26 protein-coding genes, 1 other RNA gene and 2 pseudogenes are annotated in these 26,361 nt (G+C 60.5%); 18 read left to right on the top strand and 11 right to left on the bottom strand.

Annotated features, from left to right (window positions below; translation table 11 throughout):
* Positions 1–12: 12 nt before the first annotated feature.
* The gene (locus AC1D19_RS09085; RefSeq protein ID WP_477754648.1) at positions 13–798 is read right to left on the bottom strand and encodes a transporter substrate-binding domain-containing protein; all 786 of its coding nucleotides are present in this window, start codon (positions 796–798) and stop codon (positions 13–15) included.
* 256 nt (positions 799–1,054) lie between these two features.
* On the opposite strand from AC1D19_RS09085, the gene AC1D19_RS09080 reads away from it, so the two are divergent.
* From AC1D19_RS09080 to AC1D19_RS09060, 5 genes are all read left to right on the top strand, one after another.
* Positions 1,055–1,762, top strand: coding sequence for a FadR/GntR family transcriptional regulator (locus AC1D19_RS09080; protein ID WP_477763002.1), 708 nt, complete (start codon positions 1,055–1,057; stop codon positions 1,760–1,762).
* 121 nt (positions 1,763–1,883) lie between these two features.
* Positions 1,884–2,213 (top strand): thioredoxin TrxA, encoded by a 330-nt coding sequence (gene trxA, locus AC1D19_RS09075; RefSeq protein ID WP_003206727.1) that lies wholly within the window; start codon positions 1,884–1,886, stop codon positions 2,211–2,213.
* A 247-nt stretch (positions 2,214–2,460) separates the two neighbouring features.
* Positions 2,461–3,720 (top strand): transcription termination factor Rho, encoded by a 1,260-nt coding sequence (gene rho, locus AC1D19_RS09070; protein WP_046039047.1) that lies wholly within the window; start codon positions 2,461–2,463, stop codon positions 3,718–3,720.
* 140 nt (positions 3,721–3,860) lie between these two features.
* Positions 3,861–5,327 carry a 4-hydroxy-3-polyprenylbenzoate decarboxylase gene (ubiD, locus tag AC1D19_RS09065; RefSeq protein ID WP_108217171.1) on the top strand — a complete coding sequence of 489 codons (1,467 nt, stop codon included), beginning with the start codon at positions 3,861–3,863 and terminating at the stop codon, positions 5,325–5,327.
* Positions 5,327–6,295 (top strand): CDP-6-deoxy-delta-3,4-glucoseen reductase, encoded by a 969-nt coding sequence (locus AC1D19_RS09060; RefSeq protein ID WP_477754651.1) that lies wholly within the window; start codon positions 5,327–5,329, stop codon positions 6,293–6,295. The genes ubiD and AC1D19_RS09060 overlap by 1 nt, the downstream gene beginning before the upstream one ends.
* 12 nt (positions 6,296–6,307) lie before the next feature.
* Here the strand turns inward: AC1D19_RS09060 and AC1D19_RS09055 are convergent, their stop codons facing one another.
* Positions 6,308–6,784, bottom strand: coding sequence for a sn-glycerol-3-phosphate transporter (locus tag AC1D19_RS09055; RefSeq protein ID WP_477754652.1), 477 nt, complete (start codon positions 6,782–6,784; stop codon positions 6,308–6,310).
* A gap of 313 nt (positions 6,785–7,097) precedes the next feature.
* On the opposite strand from AC1D19_RS09055, the gene AC1D19_RS09050 reads away from it, so the two are divergent.
* Complete coding sequence (locus tag AC1D19_RS09050; RefSeq protein WP_477754653.1) at positions 7,098–7,766, top strand: gamma-glutamylcyclotransferase; 669 nt, start codon at positions 7,098–7,100, stop codon at positions 7,764–7,766.
* Between the two features lie 123 nt (positions 7,767–7,889).
* On the opposite strand, the gene AC1D19_RS09045 is transcribed toward AC1D19_RS09050, so the two are convergent.
* Positions 7,890–8,867 (bottom strand): NADPH:quinone oxidoreductase family protein, encoded by a 978-nt coding sequence (locus AC1D19_RS09045; protein WP_477754654.1) that lies wholly within the window; start codon positions 8,865–8,867, stop codon positions 7,890–7,892.
* Positions 8,868–9,017: 150 nt separating this feature from the next.
* Between AC1D19_RS09045 and AC1D19_RS09040 the strand changes: the two genes are divergently transcribed.
* Positions 9,018–9,425, top strand: a complete 408-nt coding sequence (locus tag AC1D19_RS09040; RefSeq protein WP_477763001.1) for a flagellar basal body-associated protein FliL — start codon at positions 9,018–9,020, stop codon at positions 9,423–9,425.
* Positions 9,426–9,524: 99 nt separating this feature from the next.
* Here the strand turns inward: AC1D19_RS09040 and AC1D19_RS09035 are convergent, their stop codons facing one another.
* Complete coding sequence (locus AC1D19_RS09035; RefSeq protein WP_477763000.1) at positions 9,525–9,974, bottom strand: EVE domain-containing protein; 450 nt, start codon at positions 9,972–9,974, stop codon at positions 9,525–9,527.
* Positions 9,975–10,169: 195 nt separating this feature from the next.
* Here AC1D19_RS09035 and AC1D19_RS09030 point away from each other — a divergent pair, with 195 nt between their 5' ends.
* Positions 10,170–10,325 carry a hypothetical protein gene (locus AC1D19_RS09030; protein ID WP_007978897.1) on the top strand — a complete coding sequence of 52 codons (156 nt, stop codon included), beginning with the start codon at positions 10,170–10,172 and terminating at the stop codon, positions 10,323–10,325.
* Positions 10,326–10,360: 35 nt separating this feature from the next.
* Here AC1D19_RS09030 and AC1D19_RS09025 read toward each other — a convergent pair whose 3' ends face one another.
* The 4 genes from AC1D19_RS09025 to AC1D19_RS09010 form a co-directional block, all read right to left on the bottom strand.
* A complete protein-coding gene (locus AC1D19_RS09025) occupies positions 10,361–10,966 on the bottom strand; it encodes a 5-formyltetrahydrofolate cyclo-ligase (RefSeq protein WP_477754657.1) in 606 nt (201 codons plus the stop codon).
* An 86-nt stretch (positions 10,967–11,052) separates the two neighbouring features.
* Positions 11,053–11,231: non-coding RNA, 6S RNA (gene ssrS, locus AC1D19_RS09020), on the bottom strand.
* 30 nt (positions 11,232–11,261) lie between these two features.
* The gene (locus tag AC1D19_RS09015; protein WP_477754658.1) at positions 11,262–11,579 is read right to left on the bottom strand and encodes a cell division protein ZapA; all 318 of its coding nucleotides are present in this window, start codon (positions 11,577–11,579) and stop codon (positions 11,262–11,264) included.
* Positions 11,576–11,785 carry a TIGR02449 family protein gene (locus tag AC1D19_RS09010; protein ID WP_007982902.1) on the bottom strand — a complete coding sequence of 70 codons (210 nt, stop codon included), beginning with the start codon at positions 11,783–11,785 and terminating at the stop codon, positions 11,576–11,578. Before AC1D19_RS09010 ends, AC1D19_RS09015 begins: the two co-directional genes overlap by 4 nt.
* A gap of 240 nt (positions 11,786–12,025) precedes the next feature.
* Between AC1D19_RS09010 and AC1D19_RS09005 the strand changes: the two genes are divergently transcribed.
* From AC1D19_RS09005 to gcvH, 9 genes and pseudogenes are all read left to right on the top strand, one after another.
* A complete protein-coding gene (locus AC1D19_RS09005) occupies positions 12,026–12,583 on the top strand; it encodes a YecA/YgfB family protein (RefSeq protein WP_477762999.1) in 558 nt (185 codons plus the stop codon).
* A gap of 27 nt (positions 12,584–12,610) precedes the next feature.
* Entirely contained in the window at positions 12,611–13,945 is a 1,335-nt protein-coding gene (gene pepP, locus AC1D19_RS09000; RefSeq protein WP_477762998.1) for a Xaa-Pro aminopeptidase, read from the top strand.
* Positions 13,942–15,129, top strand: coding sequence for a 2-octaprenyl-6-methoxyphenyl hydroxylase (gene ubiH / locus AC1D19_RS08995; RefSeq protein ID WP_477762997.1), 1,188 nt, complete (start codon positions 13,942–13,944; stop codon positions 15,127–15,129). The genes pepP and ubiH overlap by 4 nt, the downstream gene beginning before the upstream one ends.
* A 38-nt stretch (positions 15,130–15,167) precedes the next feature.
* A pseudogene (locus AC1D19_RS08990) lies at positions 15,168–15,278 on the top strand (tetrameric acyl-CoA thioesterase); the annotation flags it as partial.
* Between the two features lie 9 nt (positions 15,279–15,287).
* Positions 15,288–16,505, top strand: a complete 1,218-nt coding sequence (locus AC1D19_RS08985) for a 2-octaprenyl-3-methyl-6-methoxy-1,4-benzoquinol hydroxylase (RefSeq protein ID WP_477763145.1) — start codon at positions 15,288–15,290, stop codon at positions 16,503–16,505.
* A gap of 232 nt (positions 16,506–16,737) precedes the next feature.
* Positions 16,738–17,742, top strand: a complete 1,005-nt coding sequence (locus AC1D19_RS08980) for an extracellular solute-binding protein (RefSeq protein ID WP_477762996.1) — start codon at positions 16,738–16,740, stop codon at positions 17,740–17,742.
* A 138-nt stretch (positions 17,743–17,880) separates the two neighbouring features.
* Complete coding sequence (locus tag AC1D19_RS08975; protein WP_477753091.1) at positions 17,881–19,497, top strand: ABC transporter permease; 1,617 nt, start codon at positions 17,881–17,883, stop codon at positions 19,495–19,497.
* A 155-nt stretch (positions 19,498–19,652) separates the two neighbouring features.
* On the top strand, positions 19,653–20,735 hold the full coding sequence (gene gcvT, locus AC1D19_RS08970; RefSeq protein ID WP_477762995.1) for a glycine cleavage system aminomethyltransferase GcvT: 1,083 nt from the start codon (positions 19,653–19,655) through the stop codon (positions 20,733–20,735).
* Between the two features lie 49 nt (positions 20,736–20,784).
* Positions 20,785–21,144: pseudogene (gene gcvH, locus AC1D19_RS08965) on the top strand (glycine cleavage system protein GcvH); the annotation flags it as partial.
* A gap of 15 nt (positions 21,145–21,159) precedes the next feature.
* Here gcvH and AC1D19_RS08960 read toward each other — a convergent pair.
* Positions 21,160–22,299 carry a DegT/DnrJ/EryC1/StrS family aminotransferase gene (locus tag AC1D19_RS08960; protein WP_477762994.1) on the bottom strand — a complete coding sequence of 380 codons (1,140 nt, stop codon included), beginning with the start codon at positions 22,297–22,299 and terminating at the stop codon, positions 21,160–21,162.
* Between the two features lie 154 nt (positions 22,300–22,453).
* Here AC1D19_RS08960 and gcvP point away from each other — a divergent pair, with 154 nt between their 5' ends.
* Positions 22,454–25,327, top strand: a complete 2,874-nt coding sequence (gene gcvP, locus AC1D19_RS08955; RefSeq protein ID WP_477762993.1) for an aminomethyl-transferring glycine dehydrogenase — start codon at positions 22,454–22,456, stop codon at positions 25,325–25,327.
* A gap of 194 nt (positions 25,328–25,521) precedes the next feature.
* Here gcvP and AC1D19_RS08950 read toward each other — a convergent pair whose 3' ends face one another.
* Together AC1D19_RS08950 and AC1D19_RS08945 are read right to left on the bottom strand one after the other, a co-directional pair.
* Complete coding sequence (locus tag AC1D19_RS08950; RefSeq protein ID WP_477753086.1) at positions 25,522–25,839, bottom strand: DUF2388 domain-containing protein; 318 nt, start codon at positions 25,837–25,839, stop codon at positions 25,522–25,524.
* Between the two features lie 68 nt (positions 25,840–25,907).
* The gene (locus AC1D19_RS08945) at positions 25,908–26,357 is read right to left on the bottom strand and encodes an NfeD family protein (RefSeq protein WP_477759739.1); all 450 of its coding nucleotides are present in this window, start codon (positions 26,355–26,357) and stop codon (positions 25,908–25,910) included.
* Between the last annotated feature and the right edge of the window lie 4 nt (positions 26,358–26,361).

Here is a 26,361-nt window from a genome sequence, read left to right as displayed (position 1 = left end):
CAGCGCGCCGAATCAGAGATCGGCTGGCAGCGGTTCTTTCAGCCAGGTCAGGGCGTTCTTTTCCAGCGCGCCATCGCTCTTGGCGGTCACGAGGATCTGGTTGACCTTGTCCAGCAGCGCCGGCTCGTTCTTGTTAACGCCGACGTAGACCGGCGAATCCTTGAGCTTCACTTTCAGCGCCGGCACGCGTTTCGGGCTCTTCTCGCTGATCGCCACCATCACCACGTTGCCGCTGGCGATCAGGTCGACCTGGCCGGCCAGGTAGGCGGCAATGGTCGAGTTGTTGTCTTCGAAACGCTTGATGGTCACGCCTTCGGGGGCGACCTTGGTCAGCTCGATGTCTTCGATGGCGCCACGGGTGACGCTGATGGTTTTGCCCTTGAGATCGTCCAGGCCCTTGATGTTGGCGTCTGGCGGACCGAACACGGCGAGGTAGAACGGCGCGTAGGCGCGGGAGAAGTCGATGACTTTTTCGCGCTCCGGGTTCTTGCCGAGGCTGGAGATCACCAGGTCGACCTTGCCAGTGGTGAGGAACGGGATGCGGTTGGTGCTGTTGACCGGGGTCAGTTCAAGTTTGACCTTGAGCTGGTCGGCCAGCAGTTTCGCGGTGTCGATGTCGAGGCCGCGGGGTTGCATGTCCGGGCCGACCGAGCCGAACGGCGGGAAGTCCTGGGGCACGGCGACCTTGAGGACTCCGCGCTTGACCACATCGTCCAGACCGTCGGCGTGGGCGGGTGCCTGGCTCAGCATCAGGCTGGCAAACAGGGCAGCAAGGAGGGCGCTGTAACGCTGGGTCATGGCAAATCTCCGAATCGGCAAGAAGTGATTTCTGCGGATCGACAGAGCATGGGCCATGCCAACATGGGGTTTTGAGGGCGCCAGGGCGCGGTTTTGCTGGCGTCGCACGGTCTTACTGGTCTGAACAGTCAGGTTGCGTTTCGCACCCCGATGGCGCAGCCGTGAAAATCACCGAACCCCCATGGGGCACGACTTGCCGGGCGTCGCGAATAGCTTTACAACTGAGCGCACATTGGCCTGGTTCGTCTGGAAAACCATGAATTCGATCTCCCGTGCCGTACCTGAAGTGGCGTTGCAAGCCATCCGCAAACTGATTACCGAGCAGGGCTTCGGGCCGGGGGATGCCTTGCCCTCGCAACGGGAACTGGCGGTGCAATTGGGGGTTAGTCGGGCGTCGTTGCGCGAGGCGTTGTCATCGTTGAGTGCGCTGGGCGTGATCAGCATCCAGCCGGGCAAAGGCGTGTTCGTGCAGGCGCCGGTGGAGCTGCCGCGAGGCGAGGCAGCGCCAGGCTGGCCGTTCGCGGCGCAGGCTTCGCCGCTGGATATCTTCCAGTTGCGCTATGCGCTGGAGGGGTTTGCCGCGGGGCTGGCGGCCGTGACCTTGAGCACCGATGAACTCGATGCGCTGGAAGACAATGTCGCCGCCATGCGCAACGAACTGAAAGCCGCCGATTTCGAAGCGGCGGCGCGCCTGGACTTCGAATTCCACCGCCGCATCCTGCTGGCCAGCGGCAATCAGGCGATGCTGAGCATCCTGACTGTCAGCGCCGACATCTTCCTGGAGAGCCAGAAGCTACCGTTCATCCGGGCCGAGCGGGCCATGGAAACCTGGCAGGAACACCGCAAGATCCTTCGCGCGCTGGCTCGCCGAGCCTCTGGCGCCGCGCAGAAAGCCATGCACGAGCATGTGCGTAACGCGGCGTTGCGCACCGGAATCGCCTTCGTCGCTCCCGCCACGGCGTGACCTGGGCTATACCCAAACTCATGGAACACCATAGCGAGACTCAATCAACTGCACCTTCCTGAACGAGGGAAGGGCAGCTATGATGGGCCACGTTTTTTTGCTTACAACCCTGGAGAATTCCATGAGCAGCGATCTTATCAAACACGTTAGCGACGCTAGCTTCGAGGCCGACGTACTCAAGGCTGAAGGCGCTGTACTGGTCGATTACTGGGCTGAGTGGTGCGGCCCTTGCAAAATGATCGCTCCTGTTCTGGACGAAATTGCCGAGACCTACAAAGGCAAGCTGACCGTTGCCAAGCTGAACATCGACGAAAACCAGGAAACCCCGGCCAAGCATGGCGTGCGCGGTATCCCGACCCTGATGCTGTTCAAGAACGGCAACGTTGAAGCGACCAAGGTCGGCGCACTGTCGAAGTCGCAACTGGCTGCTTTCCTCGACGCCAACATCTAAGCGTCGCTGTAAAGTTTCCTGAAAAAGCCCCGCAAATAGCGGGGCTTTTTGCGTATTCAGGGCTAGACGCTCCTAAACTCAGGTGGTACATTCGGCCCCGCACTGGTTTCTCCATTGCCCCCTGCTAGCCGTCGCCGACGCACTCCTTTTCGAATAAGTACGCGATCCTGTCGCCTTCTCTGCGGCGCGGCCTCATTAAGCCAAAAGCTTAATTTCCCCCCTCCATAAATGATTACGTCATTCCTATATGAATCTGACTGAACTCAAGCAAAAGCCGATTACCGAACTGCTCGAATTGGCCGAACAGATGGGCATAGAAAATATGGCCCGTTCGCGCAAGCAGGACGTGATTTTCTCCCTGCTCAAGAAGCACGCGAAAAGCGGTGAGGAAATCTCCGGTGATGGCGTGCTGGAGATTCTCCAGGACGGCTTCGGCTTCCTGCGCTCCGCTGACGCTTCCTATCTCGCAGGTCCAGACGATATCTATGTCTCGCCGAGCCAGATCCGTCGTTTCAACTTGCGCACCGGTGACACCATCGTTGGCAAGATCCGTCCTCCAAAGGAAGGCGAGCGTTATTTCGCGCTGCTCAAGGTCGACACGATCAACTACGATCGTCCCGAGAACGCGAAAAACAAGATTCTCTTCGAGAACCTGACCCCGCTGTTCCCGACCGTGCGCATGAAGATGGAAGCCGGCAACGGTTCCACCGAAGACTTGACCGGTCGTGTCATCGACCTGTGCGCCCCGATCGGTAAAGGCCAGCGCGGCCTGATCGTTGCACCGCCGAAAGCCGGCAAGACGATCATGCTGCAGAACATCGCGGCAAACATCGCTCGTAACAATCCTGAAGTTCATCTGATCGTATTGCTGATCGACGAACGTCCGGAAGAAGTGACCGAAATGCAGCGCACCGTGCGCGGCGAAGTGGTTGCCTCGACGTTCGACGAGCCGCCAACCCGCCACGTGCAGGTTGCCGAAATGGTGATCGAGAAGGCCAAGCGCCTGGTCGAGCACAAGAAAGACGTGGTGATCCTGCTCGACTCCATTACCCGTCTGGCTCGCGCCTACAACACCGTGATCCCGAGCTCCGGCAAGGTACTGACCGGTGGTGTCGATGCCCACGCCCTGGAGAAACCGAAGCGTTTCTTCGGCGCTGCGCGGAACATCGAAGAAGGCGGCTCGCTGACCATCATCGCTACCGCGCTGGTAGAAACCGGCTCGAAGATGGACGAAGTGATCTACGAAGAATTCAAAGGCACCGGCAACATGGAACTGCCGCTGGATCGTCGTATCGCTGAAAAACGCGTGTTCCCGGCCATCAACATCAACCGTTCCGGCACCCGCCGCGAAGAGTTGCTGACCGCCGACGACGAGCTGCAGCGTATGTGGATTCTGCGCAAGCTGCTGCACCCGATGGATGAAGTGGCTGCCATCGAGTTCCTGGTCGACAAGCTGAAGACGACCAAGACCAACGATGAGTTCTTCCTGTCGATGAAACGCAAGTAAGTCGAGCAGGCACAAAAAGCCGGGGAAACCCGGCTTTTTGCTATCCGATTTTTGATCGGGCGGCAGTTCGTGGTTCTGAACCGAAGGGTTCGGCGCTAAACTGCCTGCCCCGAACGCCACGGCCAACACGAGGCTTACGCATGCAGTATCGCGACTTGCGCGACTTTATCAGCGGGCTGGAACAGCGCGGTGAACTCAAGCGCATTCAGGTTCCGGTGTCCCCAGTGCTCGAAATGACCGAGGTCTGTGACCGCACTTTGCGCGCCAAAGGCCCGGCCCTGCTATTCGAAAAACCCACCGGTTATGACATTCCTGTGCTCGGCAACCTGTTTGGCACCCCCGAGCGCGTGGCGCTGGGCATGGGCGCCGAGGCGGTCAGCGAACTGCGCGAAATTGGAAAGCTGCTGGCGTTCCTCAAAGAACCCGAGCCACCGAAAGGCTTGAAGGATGCCTGGTCCAAGCTGCCGATCTTCCGCAAGATCATTTCGATGGCGCCGAAAGTCGTCAAGGACGCGGTGTGCCAGGAAGTGGTCATCGAAGGCGACGACGTCGACCTGGCGATGTTGCCGGTGCAGACCTGCTGGCCGGGCGACGTTGGCCCGTTGATCACCTGGGGCCTGACCGTCACCAAAGGCCCGAACAAGGATCGCCAGAACCTCGGCATCTATCGTCAGCAAGTGATCGGTCGCAACAAGGTCATCATGCGCTGGCTGAGCCACCGTGGCGGCGCGCTGGATTACCGCGAGTGGTGCGAGAAGCATCCCGGCCAGCCGTTCCCGGTTTCCGTGGCATTGGGCGCGGACCCGGCGACCATCCTCGGCGCCGTGACCCCGGTGCCCGACAGCCTTTCCGAATACGCTTTCGCCGGCCTGTTGCGCGGCAACCGCACCGAGCTGGTGAAATGCCGCGGCAATGACCTGCAAGTGCCGGCCACCGCCGAGATCATCCTCGAAGGCGTGATCCATCCAGGCGAAATGGCCGATGAAGGCCCGTACGGTGACCACACCGGTTACTACAACGAAGTCGACAGCTTCCCGGTATTCACTGTCGAGCGCATCACCCACCGGATCAAACCGATCTACCACAGCACCTACACCGGCCGTCCACCGGATGAGCCGGCGATTCTCGGCGTTGCGCTGAACGAAGTGTTCGTGCCGATCCTGCAGAAGCAGTTCCCGGAGATCACCGATTTCTACTTGCCGCCCGAAGGCTGCTCGTACCGCATGGCCATCGTGACCATGAAGAAGTCGTATCCGGGCCACGCCAAGCGGGTAATGCTGGGTGTCTGGTCGTTTTTGCGACAGTTCATGTACACCAAGTTCGTTATCGTCACCGACGACGATATCAACGCCCGGGACTGGAACGACGTGATCTGGGCCATCACCACGCGCATGGACCCCAAGCGCGACACGGTGATGATCGACAACACGCCGATCGACTATCTCGACTTTGCCTCGCCGGTGTCCGGCCTGGGGTCGAAAATGGGCCTCGATGCCACGCATAAATGGCCGGGCGAAACCACCCGCGAGTGGGGCCGAGTCATCGTCAAGGACGATGCCGTGACCCAGCGGATCGATGCCATCTGGAATCAGTTAGGAATAGATTGATGCGTGTAACCTTGCAGCCCTCCGGAGCAGTGCTTGAGATATTGCCCGGTGAGCGGATTCTCGATGGCGCACGACGTTTGGGCTACGAATGCCCGCAAAGCTGCCGCAACGGCAATTGCCACGTGTGCGCGGCACTGCTGGTGGAAGGCCGGGTCGAACAGACCGGCGATGTGCGTGATCATGGCGAGTTCTACACTTGCATAGCGGAGCCGCTGGAAGACTGCATCGTGCTGTGGGATGGCGTGCTCGCGCTGGGAGAACTGCCGGTGCGCAGCGTGTCGTGTCAGGTCATTGAGTGCAAGGACGTGGGCGGCGACACCTGGCGCGTGCGTCTGCGGGCTCCGGCCGGTAAACCGCCGCGCTACCATGCCGGCCAGTACCTGATGATCGAACGCGAGAACGGCGAAAAGTCCGCCTTCTCCCTCGCCTCGGCACCACATGCTGGGCGCGACCTGGAAATCCATGTACTGGCGCGCGAATCCAGTGCGTTGAGCCTGATCGAACAGCTTCAGCGCAACAGCATGGTGCGGGTCGAGTTGCCGTTTGGCGATACCCACCTGGAGGAGTTGCCGGACGGTCCTCTCGTGCTGATCGCCGCTGGCACCGGCATGGGCCAGGTCCACGGCCTGATCGAACATTGCCGGGCCTCGGGTTTCAAGCATCCGGTGCATCTGTATTGGGGTGTGCGTCGCCCAGAAGACTTTTATCAAGTCGAGCATTGGGACGAATGGCTGAAACTGCCCAACCTGTTCCTGCACAAGGTCGTCAGTGATCAATGCGGTTGGGAAGGGCGTTGCGGCATGTTGCATGAAGCGGTCTGTGAAGACTTCCCTGACCTCAAGTCGCTGCATGTGTACGCCAGTGGCTCTCCGGCCATGGTCTACGGCACGCTGGATGCGCTGGTGGAAGCGGGAATGGATGCGCATCAGATGCGTGCTGACGTTTTTGCCTACGCGCCACGCTCGTAGGTCAGCGTGGGATCAGAAGCGCACGCCAGTGGTCACCATGGCGGCGTTGAAGCCGAGCAACACCAGCTCGGCTGCCACCGGACCGTAATGTGTGCCCAGTGAGGGGATGATCACCGGTGCGACCCCGAAGCGATTCAGGGGGATCTTGTCCTTATGTTTGCCACGGTAGCCTTCCAGCAGGCCGCCCGTGAATTTGATATACACGGGATAGGAGGCGCTTTCGTAGCGTTTACCCGCGTAGACATAATGTGAGCGCTGACTGTACGAATTGCGAAAAGTGGCAGCGCCAAACAGCCAGTCGGACGCGTCGATACGTTCAAGACCAATAAGATCCTGATTGTTGTTGTGCCTGGGGTCGGGCGAATAGTGCTTCGTATAAACACTGGTCTGCAAATACCAGGAGCCGGTGTCCTTTGAGCTTGCATGCTGTGCCAGCGCCAATGGCGCCAAGACCATCAACAGCACTGCGTAAAACCATGGTTTTTTCATCGGCGGCCCCCTGTGAAGGCAGTCTGGCTTGCGCCTGTGTGGCCGTTATACGCGACGCCCGATGGAGGCCAGAAGGCGGCAAATCTGAAGGGGGAGTAGGACGTTTCTGATAAGCGGCTTTATTCCCGGAAGGACTCAATGCTTATGCATATTTCATTCTGGTATTTAAGATATTTGCAGAATGACATTAGGGTATATAAACAGTCAGGCAAACGTCCTTTATCACTTTTCGTTTTACCTTTACTGCTATATGTTCTATTACATTAATAGTGTTTACATTTTGTAATGCTTGCGGGGCCGAACAACTGTTGCCATGAGCGCCATTGAATCTGCTTTTTTGAATCTGGCTTACCCTCCGCGGCTCGATCTGGGGCCGCAACTCACTCACGAACAACTGCTCAGCTCGATGCAATCGACCATGGCGCGCCACAAGGGCGGGCCGGTCTGGTTGTTTGCGTATGGTTCGCTGATCTGGCGCCCTGAATGCACAGCGGTTGAGCGGGTTCGCGGCCGGGTGCATGGCTATCATCGCGGGTTGTACCTGTGGTCCCACGAACATCGTGGCACCCCGGAAATGCCCGGCCTGGTGTTTGGCCTGGATCGCGGAGGCTCTTGCAGCGGTTTCGCCTATCGCTTGCCCGAAGAGCAACTCGAAGCGTCGCTGTACGCACTTTGGCAGCGCGAGATGCCATTCCCTTCCTACCGTCCGCACTGGCTCAACTGCCGTCTCGAAGATGGCAGCCAGGTACAGGCATTGGGCTTTGTGCTGGAGCGACACCTGCCCAGCTATGCCGGCAACCTGCCGGACCATGTGCTGAGCCATGTGTTCGAAAACGCCTGCGGGCGCTACGGCACCACTCGCGATTATGTCGAGCAGACCGCGCATGCCCTGCGCAGCCACGCCATGCCAGACCGGAATCTGGAGGCGCGGCTCAAGCGCTGTAAATCAAAGTCCGCCTGGACGAATGCCACGCTGCCCTGACTGGCGACTGGTTCGTAACACATGAGCTTTTTGCCTGAGTATCTTCGCAAGGTGCTTGGGTCCACGCGCCAATGAAAAGCGATCTGAACGGCGTCTTTCGAAGTTCAGATCGCTTGCCTCGGCTCAGCGAACCTGCACAACAACCTTCCCGACAGCCTTGCGCTGACCAAGATCATTGATGGCTTGCGCCGCATTGTCCAGCGGATAAACCTGTGACACCAGCGGCTTCAATTTGCCTTCGGCAAACCAGCCAAACAGTTGCTGGAAGTTCGCGGCGTTGTCCTGTGGCTGACGTTGGGCGAAGGAGCCCCAGAACACACCGAGTACCGCTGCGCCTTTGAGCAGCGCGAGGTTCACCGGCAATTCGGGAATGCGCCCGCTGGCGAAGCCGACCACCAGCAGGCGGCCGTTCCAGGCGATGGCACGGATGGCCTGGTCGAACAGGTCACCGCCCACCGGATCGTAGATCACGTCAGCGCCCTGGCCATCGGTCAGGCGCTTGATTTCGTCCTTCAGGCTGGTTTCGCTGTAGTTGATCAGTTCGTCGGCGCCGGCGGCCTTGGCCACGGCGAGTTTCTCTGCGCTGCTGGCTGCGGCGATCACCCGGGCGCCCATGGCTTTGCCGATTTCCACCGCCGCCAGGCCGACACCGCCGGAGGCACCAAGCACCAGCAGGGTTTCGCCCTGTTGCAGGTTGCCGCGCTGCTTCAGGGCATGCATCGAGGTGCCGTAGGTCATGCTGAAGGCGGCGGCGGTGTTGAAGTCCATGGACGGCGGGATCGGCAACACGTTGTAGCCCGGCACGGCGACCTGTTCGGCAAAGCTGCCCCAGCCGGTCAGGGCCATGACCCGGTCACCGACTTTCAAGTGGCTGACCTTTTCGCCCACAGCGCTGACCACACCGGACGCTTCGCCACCGGGAGAGAACGGGAAGGGCGGCTTGAACTGGTATTTGCCCTCGATGATCAACGTGTCGGGGAAGTTGACCCCGGCGGCGTGCACGTCCAGCAGGATTTCATTCTTCTTCGCGACAGGACTGGCGACGTCTTCCAGCACCAGCGATTCGGCAGGGCCGAAGGCTTTGCACAGCACGGCTTTCATCAGGGCTATTCCTTTGGGAGTGATGGCCGATAAGTGTAGGTGTGTGGGTCGATGGGTCAACGAGCATGCCCGACCCTGATAGCCAGCCATAAGCTTGTGCTTGCGCGGCGGGTCGTTATGCCAGGCCGCAAACCGGATAAGGAGCGAATTTTGAAAGCGTGGATCATGTTGATGCTGGCCCTGTCTCTGCCTGTGACAGCGGTGGCCGAAGAAGCCAAAGAGGATACAGCTCCGAAGGTCAGTTACATCACCCTGAGCCCGCCGTTCGTGGGTAACTACGGGCTGGACGGCACGCCGAAACTGAAGGTCTACAAGGCCGATGTGGCGTTGCGGGTGACCGGTGACGAGGCGGCCAAAGCGGTGAAGGCCAATGAACCTTTGATCCGCAATCAATTGGTCGCGCTGTTCGCCCAGCAGACTACCGAGACAATGAACAACGTCGAGGCCAAGGAAAAGCTGCGTCAGGAAGCGCTGAAGCAGACCCAGCAGATCATGAATGATGAAACCGGTAAGCCGGTGGTTGAGGATTTGTTGTTCAATAACCTGATCATTCAGTAAGTCTTTTTTGAAAATCAAAAGATCGCAGCCTTCGGCAGCTCCTACATCAGGCGCGTAATCCTGTAGGAGCTGCCGAAGGCTGCGATCTTTTGGCGGTCATCAGCGCAGCGCTATAACCGCCGCCCACTGCTCCGGGGTTACCGGCATCACCGAAAGCCGGGAGCCTTTCTGCACCAGCGGCAACTCGGCCAGCGCCGTCTGCTGCTTCAGGTAATCCAGCTTCAACACCCGGACAAACGTCTCGACATGCGCGACATCGATCGCGCTCCAGGCATTTTTGTCCGGGGTGGCCTTCGGGTCAAAATAATGGCTCTCCGGCTCCAGTGCCGTCGGGTCCGAATACGCGGCTTCGACAATTTTGCCGATTCCGGCGATGCCCGGCTCAGGGCAGCTGGAATGGTAGAAAAAGAACTCGTCCCCCACTGCCATGGCCCGCAGGAAATTGCGTGCCTGATAGTTGCGAACCCCGTCCCAGCGCGCTTTTCCGAGCTTTTCCAGTCCTTTTATCGAGAGTTCGTCGGGCTCGGATTTCATCAGCCAATAGGCCATGTCTTTTGCTCCTTGCGAGGTGATTGAGCCGCTTGTCGGCGATTTTATGACAAACCGACAGTCGGTTGACGTCAGCATTTGCGCAGCGGTTCACGTTGTCGCAAAATGCCGGCCTTTAAAGCTTGACGCTGCTGCACGGCCTATAAACGGAAACCGCTGCTGTCATCGTGTAGATATGCCTTTGGGGGGTAATCGATGAAACGCAAACCGGATTTACTATGGATTTTGGTCATTTTGTTTGGCCTTGGCGTCGTGACCACTGGCTATGCCCAAAGCCTGTGGGCCAGCAAGACCGATGCACCAGTCGAGCTCGCCCAATTGCAGCAACAGTCGACCGCCTTCAAGCGCTGATCCTGTTGCCTCGGCGTCGCTGATCGAAGTGGCGCCTAGCCTGCGTAATACCAGGCCTTGTCCGTCACCGTTCCTTGCAGCGGCACATCCCAGCTCGCCTGAGCCAATCGCCCCACCTTCTGACATTCATGGGCCAGCCCCAACAGCGTCGGCTTGCGCCAGTCATTTCGTCGTGCCAGGTAGGCCAGGCTCCGATCATAGAAACCGCCGCCCATTCCCAGGCGCCCGCCGACATCGTCAAACCCCACCAATGGCAACAACACCAGGTCCAGCGCCCATATCTTGCGCTGCCGGGCGAGGTTGGCCCGAGGTTCGAGAATGCGGAAGCGGTTGGGTTTGAGTTTTTCCCCAGGACGGATGCGCTGGAACACCATTTTGGTTCGCGGCCAGGCGCTCAGCACCGGTAGATAGGTGGCTTTGCCCCGGCGCTGCGCGGCGCGCAGCAACAGGCGCGGATCGATTTCACCGTCGGTGGGCAGGTAGAGCGAGATGTGTCTGGCGCGGCGGAACAGCGGTTGCTGGGCCAATTGCTTGTACAGCCCGCGAGCGGCCTGGCGCTGCTGACTGGGTGTCAGTGCGCGGCGGGCCTTGCGCAGCATGCGTCGAAGTTGCGGGCGGGGGAGCAGCGCAGGTTCGGTCATGTATTCGGGCTTCAACAATGCGGATACGTGAAGCGTACCCGTAAAAACGCCAATGCCGGTATCAAAACCGGCATTGGACTGAAATCAGGCTCCCCGAATGTGCCGCTGTCGACTTAGCCCTTGAACCCGAAAGTTCAAGGTGGAAGATGCAGTAGGCTTTAAGGCTTTCCGTCTAGCGGACATGCACACCAGCCCAACGTGCAACCTCCAGGGTATAGCAAATCGGCTCAGGGACATCGCCAACTGGCAAGCACCCCAGGGAGTGAGGGGATTATACCGCAAGTGGTGGCGCGAATCAGCCTTTGGTGACGTCCGGATCGGTGGCGAGCGCCAGATCGACGCGATCGAGCAGGTCACGCACCTGTTCGCGGGTCGAGCCGCTGGCCTGGATATCCGGGCGATCTTCCTTGTGCAGCAGGTCGTGGGTGATGTTCAGCGCTGCCATCACGGCGATACGGTCAGCGCCGATGACTTTGCCGCTGCTGCGGATCTCGCGCATCTTGCCGTCCAGATAACGGGCGGCGCTGATCAGATTACTGCGCTCTTCCTGAGGGCAGATGATCGAATACTCTTTGTCGAGGATCTGCACGGTGACGCTATTGCTTGAACTCATGAGTCTTGCTCCAGGGCCTTGAGGCGCGAAATCATCGATTCGACCTTACGCCGGGCGATTTCGTTTTTTTCAATGAGGTGCGCGCGTTCCTCGCGCCAGGTCTTTTCCTGAGCTAGTAAGAGTCCGTTTTGACTCTTAAGTTGCTCGACTCGGGTAATCAGCAGTTCGAGTCTGGCCATCAGCGCTTGCAGATCGGTGTCTTCCATTGTGTCCACTGAGTTCGTGTCTGACCGGAGGTAGCGGGCGGACCACTGTAGGAGCGAGCTTGTTCCGGGCGGCGTTCCGACGATGAACTTGAGAACGCCGCGGAGTATCAGGTCCCCAGCGTTATCGTTGACGACCATCGTCGGAACGCCGCCCGGAACAAGCTCGCTCCTACAGGGGTAGTCGATGTAGGATACAAGGCCTTCATTCTAGACATAGCGCCGTCTGGCGCCTAGCTGCCCATGACCATTCAGAATTCCCCGTACCAAGCCTTCGCCACCCTGCTGACTTCCAGCGGTCATAACGTCTCGCCCGCCGAACTGCACGGCCTGCTGCTCGGTCGCAGTTGCGCTGGCGCCGGTTTCGATGCCGAAGGCTGGCTGATCGACGCCGCCGAACTGCTCGAAAGCGAGCCTCAGGACAACGTTCGCAGTGCCCTGATCGGCCTGCAAGAGATGGTTAAAGGCGAGCTCACTGGTGATGACGTGACGGTCGTTCTGTTGCTGCCAACTGACGACGCTCCGCTCATCGAACGTGCCGCCGCACTGGGCCAATGGTGCCAGGGCTTCCTCAGCGGATTCGGCCTGAACTGCCGTGACAGCAGCTCCCTGAGCACCGAGGCCACCGAAGTGCTGCAGGATCTGGCGGCCATTTCCCAGGTGCAGGATGCCCTGGAAGAGTCCGAAGACGGCGAGAGCGACTACATGGAAGTCATGGAATACCTGCGCGTCGCACCGCTGCTGCTGTTCTCCGAGACCAAAAAAGACGTGTCGGCCGCCGCCAAACCGTCGTTGCATTAATCGTTTGCCAGGGAACGCCATCTGCCCATGATCCACATCCCGAAATCGGAATACAGCCGTCGCCGCAAGGCCCTGATGGCGCAGATGGAACCCAACAGCATCGCCATCCTGCCCGCCGCCGCGGTGGCCATTCGTAACCGCGACGTCGAGCATGTCTACCGTCAGGACAGCGACTTCCAGTACCTCAGCGGATTTCCCGAGCCCCAGGCCGTACTGGTGCTGATGCCGGGGCGAGTGCATGGCGAATACATTCTGTTCTGCCGCGAACGCAATGCCGAACGCGAGCTGTGGGATGGCCTGCGTGCCGGGCAAGAGGGCGCGATTCGCGACTTCGGCGCCGACGACGCCTTTCCGATCACTGATATCGACGACATCCTGCCGGGCCTGATCGAAGGCCGTGACCGGGTGTATTCGGCCATGGGCAGCAACCCCGAATTCGACCGCCACCTGATGGAGTGGATCAACGTGATCCGCTCCAAGGCCAACCTCGGTGCCCAGCCGCCGAACGAATTCGTTGCCCTGGATCATCTGCTGCACGACATGCGCCTGTATAAATCGGCGGCAGAAGTGAAAGTGATGCGCGAGGCGGCGCGGATTTCCGCCCGGGCGCACGTACGGGCAATGCAGGCCTGTCGCGCCGGGTTGCACGAATTCAGCCTGGAAGCCGAGCTCGATTACGAATTCCGCAAGGGCGGGGCGAAGATGCCGGCCTACGGGTCGATCGTCGCGGCGGGGCGCAACAGTTGCATCCTGCATTACCAGCAGAACGACGCAGTGCTCAAGGACGGGGATCTGGTGCTGATCGACGCCGGTTGCGAGATCGACTGCTACGCCAGCGACATCACCCGGACCTTTCCGGTCAGCGGCAAGTATTCAGCGGAACAGAAAGCGATTTACGAATTGGTGCTGGCTTCCCAAGAGGCTGCCTTTGCCGAAATCACCCCGAACAAACACTGGAATCAGGCACATGAAGCCACGGTCCGGGTCATCACGGCCGGGCTGGTCAAGCTGGGGCTGCTCCGGGGCGACGTCGACGAACTGATCGCCAGCGAAGCCTACAAAGCGTTTTACATGCACCGCGCCGGTCACTGGCTGGGCCTGGATGTACATGACGTCGGCGAATACAAGGTCGGCGGCGAATGGCGCGTGCTGGAAGTCGGCATGGCGCTGACCGTGGAGCCGGGGATCTATATCGCTGCGGACAACCAGAGCGTGGCGAAGAAATGGCGCGGCATTGGCGTGCGCATCGAGGACGACGTAGTGGTCACCAAAACCGGTTGTGAAATATTGACGGGCGGCGTGCCGAGAACGGTCGCCGAGATCGAGGCCCTGATGGCCGCCGCGCGGACACAAGCGGCATGAGTCGAGTCAATCTGGCAATCATCGGTGGCGGGCTGGTCGGTGCGAGTCTGGCGCTGGCCTTGCAAGCTGGAGCCAAGGCCCGGGGCTGGAAAATCGTGCTGATCGAACCGTTCGCCCCCGGCGACACGTATCAACCGAGTTACGACGCCCGTTCTTCGGCGTTGTCCTTTGGCTCCCGGCAAATTTATCAACGGCTGGGCGTCTGGCAGGAAATCTCCCGCCGCGCCGAGCCGATCAAGCAGATTCATGTTTCCGACCGTGGGCGTTTCTCGACGGCGCGGTTGTCGGCGATGGAAGAGGGCGTTCCTGCGCTGGGTTATGTCGTTGAAAACGCCTGGCTCGGCCAATGCCTGTGGCAAGGCCTGGACAAGGACGTGATCAGTTGGCGCTGCCCGGCGGAAGTCGCTCGCATGGAGCCGCTGACCGATGGCTATCGTCTGACCCTCAATGATGAAACTACCCTGGAATGCGACCTCGCGGTGCTCGCCGATGGTGGCCGCTCCGGCCTGCGCGAGCAATTGGGGATCGGCATCCGCAAGCGTCCGTATAACCAGAGCGCGCTGATCGCCAACATCACCCCGAGCGAAGCCCACAACGGCATGGCTTTCGAGCGTTTCACCGACGAAGGCCCGATGGCGTTGCTGCCGCTTCCGGAAAATCGCTGTGCACTGGTCTGGACCCGCCTGGGGATGGATGCGCAACGCCTGGCTTCGCTGGATGAACGCAGTTTCCTTAGCGAGTTGCAGGGGGTATTCGGATATCGCCTTGGTACGTTGAAACAGGTCGGTGCACGACATCTGTATCCGCTGACACTGGTCGAGGCCGAAGAACAGGTGCGTCCGCATCTGGCGGTGCTCGGCAACGCGGCGCACAGCCTGCATCCGATTGCCGGCCAGGGGTTCAACCTGTCCCTGCGCGATGCCCAGGCCCTGGCCGATACCTTGCTCGCCAGCGAAAAACCATTGGGCGACTTCGCCACGTTGCAGGCCTATCGCGAACGCCAGCGTCTCGATCAGGACCTCACCGTGGGTTTCTCCGATCAGGTCACGCGCCTGTTCGGCAGTACGCAGCCGCTGGTATCCCTGGGGCGCAACATCGGACTGCTCGGCCTCGACCTGTTGCCACCGGCCAAACGCTGGTTTGCCCGACAGGCGATGGGTTTGGGTACGCGTCCAGGTGCGTAACTGGTTGATCCGCCGATTCGGCAAGGCGCGATTGATAAAAATACCTGCCGCAATTGCAGGTCGACATTCATGACGGCGCCGGCCACTTGGTGGCGCGTGTCGGGAAAACCCTTTACGTGCGGCTCAAGCCGCAAGAGAGACAGGCTTAAAGCATGGAAATGCGCGCAGATCTGCTGATTGTCGGGGCCGGAATGGTCGGCAGCGCCCTGGCGCTGGCGTTGCAGGGCAGCGGGCTGGAAGTCCTGCTGCTGGACGGCAGCCCCATGAGTGTCAAACCCTTCAACGCTCAGGCCGCTTTTGAACCGCGGGTGAGCGCCTTGTCGGCCGCCAGCCAGCGGATTCTCGAACGCCTCGGCGTCTGGGATGGCATCGCCGGGCGGCGCAGCAGCCCCTACACCGACATGCAGGTCTGGGATGGCAGCGGCACCGGGCAAATCCACTTCTCGGCGGCCAGCGTGCATACCGAGGTGCTGGGGCATATCGTCGAAAACCGCGTGGTCCAGGATGCCTTGCTCGAGCGCCTGCACGATTGCGATCTGGGGTTGCTGGCCAATGCGCGCCTGGAACAGATGCGCCGCTCCGGCGATGACTGGCTGCTGACCCTGGCCGATGGCCGCACCCTGCGCGCGCCGCTGGTGATCGCAGCGGATGGCGCCAACTCGGCGGTGCGGCGCTTGGCCGGGGTCGCGACTCGCGAATGGGATTATCTGCACCATGCTATCGTCACCAGCGTGCGTTGCGCCAAACCGCATCAAATGACGGCCTGGCAGCGCTTCACCGACAACGGTCCGTTGGCGTTCCTGCCCCTTGAGCGCGACGGCCAACAGGATTGGTGTTCGATCGTCTGGTCGACCACGCCTGGCGAAGCCGAACGCCTGATGGCGATGGATGACCAGGGTTTCTGCAAAGAACTGGAGCGCGCCTTCGAGGGGCGACTCGGTGAAGTGCTCAGCGCCGACCCACGGTTGTGCGTGCCCCTGCGCCAGCGACATGCCAAGCGTTATGTGGCTGAAGGTCTGGCGTTGATCGGCGACGCGGCCCACACCATTCACCCGTTGGCCGGGCAGGGGGTGAATCTCGGATTCCTCGATGCCGCCGTGCTGGCCGAAGTGTTGCTGCAAGCGGCAACACGAGGCGAACGTCTGGCAGATGTGAAAGTCCTCAGTCGTTACGAGCGTCGGCGCATGCCTCACAACCTGGCACTGATGGCGGCGATGGAAGGCTTCGAGCGGTTGTTCCAGGCTGATCCGTTGCCGGTGCGTTGGTTGCGTAATACCGGGTTGAAAATGGTGGAGAAGATGCCGGAAGCCAAGGCGTTGTTCGTGCGTGAAGCGCTGGGGTTGATCGGGGATTTGCCCGTTCTCGCCAAGGCCTGATTTTTGTTGAGGCTGCCGGCGAGGTTCCCCTGTAGGAGCTGCCGCAGGCTGCGATCTTTTGATCTTGCTCTTCAACATCAAAAGATCGCAGCCTGAGGCAGCTCCTACATGGAACGCGGTAAATTTTAACGCCTGCGCAACATCTGGTAACTCCTCCGCGGACAGGTTCGATTGAGAAGGTAAATGTGAGTCCTTATCATTTGCCCTCATTTTCAATCGAGGGACCGCTCCCATGTTGGCACCAAAGCGTCTACTGACCGCACTGGCCCTGACCCTGATCGGCAGCACCGCCGCCCAGGCTGCTGACGAGGTGGTGGTCTACTCCTCGCGTATCGACGAGCTGATCAAACCAGTATTCGATGCCTACACCGCCAAGACCGGCGTGAAGGTGAAGTTCATCACCGACAAGGAGGCGCCGCTGATGCAGCGGCTCAAGGCCGAGGGCGCGAATACGCCGGCCGACCTGCTGCTCACCGTCGATGCCGGCAACCTCTGGCAAGCCGAGCAGATGGGCATCCTCCAGCCGTTCACCTCGAAAACCATCGACGCCAACATTCCGCTGCAATACCGGGCCGCCTCTCATGCCTGGACTGGCCTGAGCCTGCGGGCGCGGACCATTGCCTACTCCACTGATCGGGTAAAGCCGGGTGAACTGACCACCTACGAAGCGCTGGCCGACAAGCAATGGGAAGGCCGCCTGTGCCTGCGCACGGCGAAGAAGGTCTACAACCAGTCCCTGACCGCGACCATGATCGAAGTGCACGGCGCCGAGAAGACCGAGGAAATCCTCAAGGGCTGGGTCAAGAACCTGTCCACCGACGTGTTCTCCGACGACACCGCCGTGCTGGAAGCGATCAACGCCGGCCAGTGCGACGTTGGAATCGTCAACACCTACTACTACGGTCGCCTGCACAAGCAGAAACCAGACCTGCCGGTGAAACTGTTCTGGCCGAACCAGGCTGACCGTGGCGTACACATCAACCTGTCAGGTATCGGCCTGACACAACACGCGCCACACCCGGAAGCGGCCAAGGCCCTGGTGGAGTGGATGACCACCCCTGAAGCGCAGAAAATCTTTGCCGACGTGAACCAGGAGTTCCCGGCCAACCCGGCGGTGGCACCTTCTGAAGAAGTGGCGGCCTGGGGCAAATTCATTGCCGATACCTTGCCGGTGGAAATTGCCGGCAAGCGCCAGGCTGAAGCGATCCGCATGATGGACAGGGCTGGCTGGAACTGAGTCGGTTTTAAAAAAGCTAAAGATCGCAGCCTGCGGCAGCTCCTACAGGGTGATCATCAACCCAATGTAGGAGCTGCCGCAGGCTGCGATCTTTTTGCGTTTTCCCTAAACTCCAAGATTTATCCAGAGAGCTTTTCCTTGGCCCATCCCGCCCAACGCCGCTGGTATCCAGTCGTCTTCGCCATCGCGGCTTTGGTCCTGTTGCCCCTGAGCGTTCTGCTGCTTTCCTGGCAAACCATCGACGTTCAAATCTGGTCCCACCTGTGGGACACGCAGATGCCGCGCCTGCTGGGCAACACGCTGACGCTGGTGCTTGGTGTCGGTGCGGGAGTCACCCTGCTGGGCGTCAGCCTCGCCTGGCTGACCAGCCTTTGTGAATTCCCCGGCAGGCGCTGGCTCGATTGGGCGCTGATGCTGCCCTTCGCGATACCGGCCTACGTGCTGGCGTTCGTGTTTGTCGGCCTGCTGGATTTCGCCGGGCCCGTGCAAAGCCTGCTGCGCGAGTGGTTCGGTAGTGGTCTGCGACTGCCACGCGTGCGCTCCACGGGCGGGGTGATTGTGGTGTTGGTGCTGGTTTTCTATCCCTATGTATATCTGCTGGCCCGTACGGCCTTCCTCGCCCAGGGCAAAGGCCTGATGGAGGCGGCGCGGGTCCTTGGCCAATCGCCCTGGCAAGCGTTCTGGCGGGTAGCTCTGCCCATGGCGCGGCCAGCCATCGGTGCAGGGGTGGCATTGGCACTGATGGAAACCCTGGCGGACTTCGGCGCCGTGTCGGTGTTCAATTTCGATACCTTCACCACGGCCATCTACAAGACCTGGTACGGTTTTTTCAGTCTGTCGTCCGCCGCGCAACTGGCCAGTCTGCTACTGCTGGTGGTGATGCTAGTACTGTATGGCGAACGGCGTGCTCGCGGGGCCAACCGGGCGAGCAACGAGCGACCACGGGTCAAGGCGCTGTATCACCTGCGAGGCTTCAAGGCACTGGCAGCCGTGACATGGTGCGGGCTGGTATTTGCCTGCGCCTTTGTCATTCCAATGCTGCAACTGATGGTGTGGTTCTGGCAGCGTGGGCGCTTCGATCTCGACGAGCGTTATACCGGGTTGATCGTCCATACCTTGTATTTGGGGGCGATGGCGGCGTTGATCACCGTAAGCGTTGCCTTGTTACTGGCATTCGCCCGACGACTGGCGCCCACCCGGGTCATTCGTTCCGGGGTCAGTCTGGCCAACCTGGGTTACGCCTTGCCCGGTTCGGTGCTGGCGGTGTCGATCATGCTGGCGTTCAGTTACCTGGATCGCGAGCTGGTGATCCCGCTCTCGGGCTGGCTCGGTGGCGCGGGCAAGCCGCTGCTGCTGGGCAGTCTGTCGGCGTTGTTGCTGGCCTATCTGGTGCGCTTCATTGCGGTGGCCTATGGGCCACTGGAAAGCAGTCTGGCACGTATACGGCCATCTTTGCCCGAAGCGGCACGTAGCCTGGGCGTCAGTGGGCCACGACTGTTTTTCAAAGTGTATCTACCGTTGTTATTACCCGGCACGCTGAGCGCCGCGCTGCTGGTGTTCGTCGATGTGCTCAAGGAAATGCCCGCAACCTTGCTGATGCGCCCGTTTGGCTGGGACACGCTGGCGGTGCGAATCTTCGAAATGACCAGCGAAGGCGAATGGGCGCGGGCGTCTTTGCCGGCATTGACCCTGGTGCTGGTCGGGCTGTTACCGGTCATCGGGTTGATTCGGCGTTCAGCACATCGAAACAGCTAGGTGTCAGTCCTACACCTTGCGGCTACAATGCGCGGCATTCGGTGCGGTCCGTCTGACAGACCAGGTAGCTGAAAGCGGCTGAAGGCCCTTGTTTCAAGGCATTCAGTCCGTGCAGCACCTGCCCGCACCTTCGCCACGCCCGGAAGGAGAAACCCATGGGACAGCGTACGCCTCTGTATGACCTTCATCTCGCACTTGGCGCGAAGATGGTCGATTTTGGCGGTTGGGACATGCCTCTGCATTATGGATCGCAGGTCGAGGAACACCATCAGGTGCGCCGCGATTGCGGTGTCTTCGATGTATCCCACATGACCGTGATCGACGTCGGTGGCTCCCAGGCAAAAGCCTGGCTTCAGCATTTGCTGGCCAATGATGTCGAACGCCTGCACAGCCCCGGCCGTGCGTTGTACAGCACCATGCTCAACGAGCAGGGCGGGATCGTCGACGACATGATCGTCTACCGTCTCGATGCGGGTTATCGCCTGGTGGTCAACGCCTCCACTCGCGATCAGGACATAGCCTGGATGCAAGCTCATCTCGACGGTTTCGACGTGCAACTTCGCGAACGTTCCGAGTTGGCGATGCTGGCCATCCAGGGCCCCCACGCCCGGCAGAAAATTGCCGAGCTGGTCAGCCAGTCCCGCGGCAACCTGATCCAGCTACTCAAACCCTTCGAAGGCCTGCCCGATGGTGACTGGTTCATCGCGCGCACCGGTTATACCGGCGAAGACGGCCTGGAAATCATTCTGCCCGCTGATCAGGCGCCCGGCTTTTTCAACGATCTGGTCGGAGCCGGGATTTCTCCCATCGGCCTTGGCGCACGGGATACCTTGCGGGTCGAAGCCGGCATGAACCTTTACGGTCAGGACATCCAGCAAGATGTTTCACCATTGGCCTCCAATATGGCCTGGACCATCGCCTGGGAGCCTGCCACCCGGCAGTTCATCGGGCGCAAGGCCCTGGAAGCCGAAAAGGCCGCCGGTGTGCAGCACAAACTGGTCGGTCTGGTCCTTGAGGAGCGCGGGGTTTTACGTGCTCATCAGGTGGTCCGTATCGCCGATGTTGGCGAAGGGGAGATCACCAGTGGTAGTTTCTCTCCTACGCTAAGCAAGTCGATTGCACTGGCGCGCGTGCCGATGGCTACTGCCGACCGCGCTGAAGTGGAAATCCGTGGCAAGTGGTACCCGGTCCGAGTGGTCAAACCGACCTTCGTACGTCACGGCAAAACCTTGATCTAACCTTTTCTGGCGGGCATGCCCGCCGACCCTTTTCCTGAGGACACAGAACATGAGCGATATCCCTGCCAACCTGCGTTTTGCCGAAAGTCACGAATGGGCACGTCTGGAAGCCGATGGCACCGTCACCGTGGGCATCAGCGATCACGCGCAGGAAGCGCTGGGTGATGTGGTATTTGTCGAGCTGACTGAAGTCGGCAACGTGTTTGCCGCTGAAGATCAGGCTGGTGTCGTTGAATCGGTCAAAGCCGCTTCCGACATCTACTCCCCGATTGCCGGTGAAGTGATCGCGGTCAACGAAGAGCTGAGCGCTTCGCCGGAACTGCTCAACAGCGACCCGTACGGCGCGTGGATCTTCAAGCTCAAGCCAAGCAACGCTGCAGACCTGGAAAAGCTGCTGGATGCTGCCGGCTCCTACACGGATGGTTCAAGGCTTGAGTACGGCCTTCACCGCCGCCACCGAACGCTCGACATCGGCTTTGCTCATCGCCGTGAACATCGGCAGCGAGACAATCAGCCGACCGACCCGCTCGGCGACCGGGAACATGCCTTCCTTGAATCCACGCTCGCGGTAAAGGCTCAACAGGTGAATCGGCGGGTAGTGATAGCCGATCCCGACACCCAATGCCTGCATCTGCTCCATGAAAGTCGCCCGCGCCGGTTTGCCGTCCGTACGTTCCGGTAATACCAGCTGGAACAAATGCCAGTTGCTGTGGGTAAAATCCGCCGGAGGCAATTGCGCGCCGTGCTGCGCTTCGAAATCCTCGCCAAAGCAGGCGAAATAGTGCCGGGCCAGGTCACGGCGATGAGCGGTAATGGTTTCGATATGAGCGAATTGCCCAAGGCCAATGGCCGCGGCGACGTCGGTCATGTTGAATTTGCCACCCAGCACGTCGACGTCCAGGCCATCGAAGCCGTTGCGGGTAACGCCCTGCAGCCGGTACTTCTCTGCCAGTCGTACTTCTTCGGCCGTATTCAGCACCAGGCAACCGCCCTCGGAGGAGGTGACGTTTTTGTTCGCCTGGAAACTGAAGGACACGAAATCCCCCGTCGAGCCAATGCGCTGGCCGTTCCAGCTGGAGCCGAGTGCCTGGGCCGCATCTTCGACGATCCGCAGGCCGTGCTTTTTCGCCAGGGCGTACAACCGCGTCATGTCCACCGGCAACCCGGCGAGGTACACCGGGATGATGGCTTTGGTGCGGGGGGTAATCGCCGCTTCCAGCTGATCCAGATCGATGTTGCGGGTCACCGGGTCGATGTCGGCAAACACCGGGGTGGCGCCGACCTCCAGAATGACGTTGGCGGTGGCCACCCAGGAAATCGGCGTAGTGATCACTTCATCGCCCGGCCCGACCCCGGCAATGCGCAAGGCGATTTCCATGGTGCAGGTGCCGGAATTGAAGGTGCGTACCGGGCGCCCACCGAAATACTCCGAAAGTTGCGCTTCGAAGGCCTGGACCTTGGGGCCGCTGGTAATCCAGCCCGAGCGCAATACCTCGCCGACGGTGGCAATCGTGGCTTCATCGATGGTGGGTTTGGAAAACGGCAGGAAAGGCAGTTGGCTCATGGATACAGTCACCCGATCAGCGGACATTAAGTTGGCGACGGACATGATGATCCGGATTGGTCGACCGCGCCACGTCATCCACGCGAAGATCGACTGCTATGCTGTTTTGACCGTGTTGCATCGACGCCGAGCGCCAGTCAAGAGAGAGCCCGTCATGTCCCAATTGCCGTCCCTGAGCCAGTTACGCGACCCCAATGCCTTTCTGCGCCGTCACCTCGGACCCGATGCCGCCGAGCAACAGGCGATGCTCGACAGCCTCGGCCTGGGCAGTCGGGTCGAATTGATCGAGCAAACGGTGCCGCCGGGCATCCGCCTCAACCGGGCGCTGGACCTGCCCCCGGCACTCGATGAAGAGGCCGCGCTGGCCAAGCTGCGTGGTTATGCCGAGCAGAACCAGGTCTGGACCAGCCTGATCGGCATGGGCTACCACGGCACCCTCACACCGGCCGTCATATTGCGTAACGTGCTGGAAAATCCCGGCTGGTACACCGCATACACCCCCTATCAGCCGGAGATCGCACAAGGGCGGCTCGAGGCGCTGCTGAACTTCCAGCAACTGACCATCGACCTGACCGGTCTGGAACTGGCCAATGCCTCTCTGCTCGATGAGGCCACCGCCGCGGCGGAGGCCATGGCCCTGGCCAAGCGGGTCGCCAAGTCCAAAAGCAACCTGTTCTTTGTCGACGAAAACTGCCACCCGCAAACCATTTCCGTGGTGCAGACCCGCGCTGAAGGTTTCGGCTTCGAGCTGATCGTCGACGCTGTGGATAACTTGAAGCAGCACCAGGTGTTCGGCGCGCTGCTGCAATACCCCGACACCCACGGTGAAATCCACGACCTGCGGCCGCTGGTTGATCACCTGCACGCGCAACAGGCCCTGGTATGTGTCGCCACGGATTTGCTGAGCCTGTTGTTGCTGACCCCGCCGGGTGAACTGGGTGCCGATGTGGTGTTCGGCTCGTCCCAGCGATTTGGCGTGCCCATGGGTTACGGCGGGCCGCACGCGGCATTTTTTGCCAGTCGCGATGAATACAAGCGAGCGATTCCCGGGCGGATCATCGGTGTTTCAAAAGATGCGCGGGGCAACACCGCCCTGCGCATGGCCCTGCAAACCCGCGAGCAACACATCCGCCGGGAGAAGGCCAACTCCAATATCTGCACGGCCCAGGTGCTGCTGGCCAATATCGCCAGTTTCTATGCGGTCTACCACGGCCCGGAAGGGCTCAAGCGGATCGCCCAGCGGGTTCATCGACTGACCTGCATCCTTGCCGCCGGGCTTGAACGCAACGGTATCACCCGGGTCAACCGGCACTTCTTCGACACCCTGACGCTGGAGGTCGGCGGAGCCCAGACAGCGATCATCGAAAGTGCCCGGGCCGCACAGATCAACCTGCGCATTCTCGGGCGCGGCCAACTGGGCCTGAGCCTCGACGAGGCCTGCGACGAAGGCACCGTGGCGAAGCTGTTCGACGTGTTTCTGGGGGCCGATCACGGGCTCAGCATCGACGCCCTGGATGCCGAAGTCTTGCCTGGCGGAATTCCCGAAGGGCTGGCGCGAACTTCGCCTTATCTGCGCCATCCGGTGTTCAGCGCCCATCACAGCGAAACCGAGATGCTGCGCTACCTCAAGCAATTGGAAAACAAGGACCTGGCGCTCAATCAATCGATGATCCCGCTGGGCTCCTGCACCATGAAGCTCAATGCCACCAGCGAGATGATCCCGATTACCTGGCCGCAGTTCGCCAACCTGCATCCGTTCGTGCCCAAGGAACAGGCCGTCGGGTACGGGCTGATGATCGAAGAACTGGAACGCTGGCTGTGCGCGATCACCGGTTTCGACGCGATCTGCATGCAGCCCAACTCCGGTGCTCAGGGCGAATACGCCGGGCTGCTGGCGATCCGCAAATACCATGAGAGCCGTCAACAGGGTGGCCGCGACATTTGCCTGATTCCTTCGTCGGCTCACGGCACCAATCCCGCGTCGGCGCAAATGGCCGGGATGCGCGTGGTGATCGTCGAATGTGACGAGGCGGGCAACGTCGACCTTGATGACCTCAAGGAAAAAGCCGCGCAGGCGGCAGACAAACTTGCCTGCCTGATGGCGACCTATCCTTCGACCCATGGCGTGTATGAGGAAGGCATCAGCGAAATCTGTGAAGTGATCCACCATCACGGCGGTCAGGTGTACATGGATGGCGCCAACCTCAACGCCCAGGTCGGGCTGGCGCGGCCGGCCGATATTGGCGCCGATGTCTCGCACATGAACCTGCACAAGACCTTCTGCATTCCCCATGGTGGCGGTGGGCCGGGCATGGGGCCGATTGGTGTTCGGGCGCATCTGGCGCCGTTCGTGGCCAACCATCCGGTGGTGCCGATCGACGGACCGCACCCGCAAAATGGCGCCGTCAGCGCAGCGCCCTGGGGCAGCGCAAGCATTCTGCCGATCAGCTGGATGTACATCGCCATGATGGGGCCGCAACTGGCGGACGCCAGCGAAGTGGCGATCCTCGCCGCGAACTACCTGGCGCGGCATTTGTCCGGTGCCTTCCCGGTGCTCTACACCGGGCGCAACGAGCGGGTGGCCCACGAATGCATCCTCGACCTGCGACCGCTCAAGGCGTTGACCGGCATTACCGAAGAGGACGTGGCCAAGCGCCTGATGGACTACGGCTTCCATGCCCCGACCATGTCGTTTCCGGTGCCGGGGACGCTGATGGTCGAGCCGACCGAAAGTGAATCGAAGGCGGAACTGGACCGTTTCATCGGGGCGATGCTGAGCATCCGCGCGGAAATCAACGAGGTGCAAAATGGTAACTGGCCGGCTGAAGAGAACCCGTTGAAAGGTGCGCCGCATACGTTGGCCGACATCACCGGCGTGTGGGAGCGGCCGTACAGCATCGTGCAAGCGGTCACGCCGGACGCGCACACCAAGGCTCACAAGTATTGGCCGGTAGTGAACCGGGTGGACAATGTGTATGGGGACCGGAATCTGTTTTGTGCCTGTGTGCCGGTGGATGATTACCGCTGACACTTCTGGATGCACGTAACCCCTGTGGGAGCGAGCCTGCTCGCGAATGCGGTGTGACAGTCACTGAATATTTCACTGATCCACCGCTATCGCGAGCAGGCTCGCTCCTACAGGGAGGCTCGGTGAACGTGGGGTTTGTAATCTCGGGGCAAAAAAATGCCGCTCATGTGAGCGGCATTTTTCATTCGCAACGCTTACTTCGAAGCCACGGCATTCTTCGCCAGAATCGCGTTCGCCAACTCCATGTCCGTGGCTTGCAGGCCAGGATTGTCGGCGCGGACTTTCTGCATGGCCGCTTCCAGGTACGGGCCGCGGATACTGCCATCACTGGCGACGAAGCTGCTGGCATCGTCCTGGGCCGCGACGACCATCTTGTTATCCTTGGATGTCAGATAGCTCGAACCGGTGGTTGCACCGGAGGTAAGAACGTTACGCCAAAAAGTATCGGCCATCGCCGAACCGACAGGCAGGGACAACAGCGCGACGGTAGCGACAGCAAGTTTGAAACGCATGACAGGGTGACTCCACTGGGTTGACTACGCGGTTGGATTGCCAACCCCCAATCGAGTTCCGTGGTCGCCTATTCCGCTGCTTCGACCAGCAGGATCGCGCCTTGCTGGCCAACCACCCGCACGCGGCTACCTAGTGCAGCGTCCGGTCCTCGGGCCATCCACACGCCGTCGGCCACCTTGATTTTGCCGCGACCGTCGATAATCGCTTCATGCACCACAAAGGTTTTGCCGATCAGTTCCTGGCCGCGCAGATTCAGGTGCGGCTGATCGCTCGGACGCATCGCCGTGCGCTGACGCCGCCACCAGTACAACGCGGTGGTGATCGACAGCAGGCCGAACAACAGAAACTGCCATTCCCAGGACAAGCTCGGCAGCAGGAAGGTCAAGACGCCCACGGCTGCCGCGGCCATGCCGATCCACAGCAGGTAACCGCCGGCGCCGAACACTTCGAGAATCAACAGCACCGTGCCCAGCGCCAACCAGTCCCAGAACGAAAGGTGCTGCAAAAATGCCCACATGGCG

The organism is Pseudomonas sp. P1_C12, from assembly GCF_056406435.1.
This window is presented reverse-complemented; position numbering and strand designations above follow the sequence as displayed.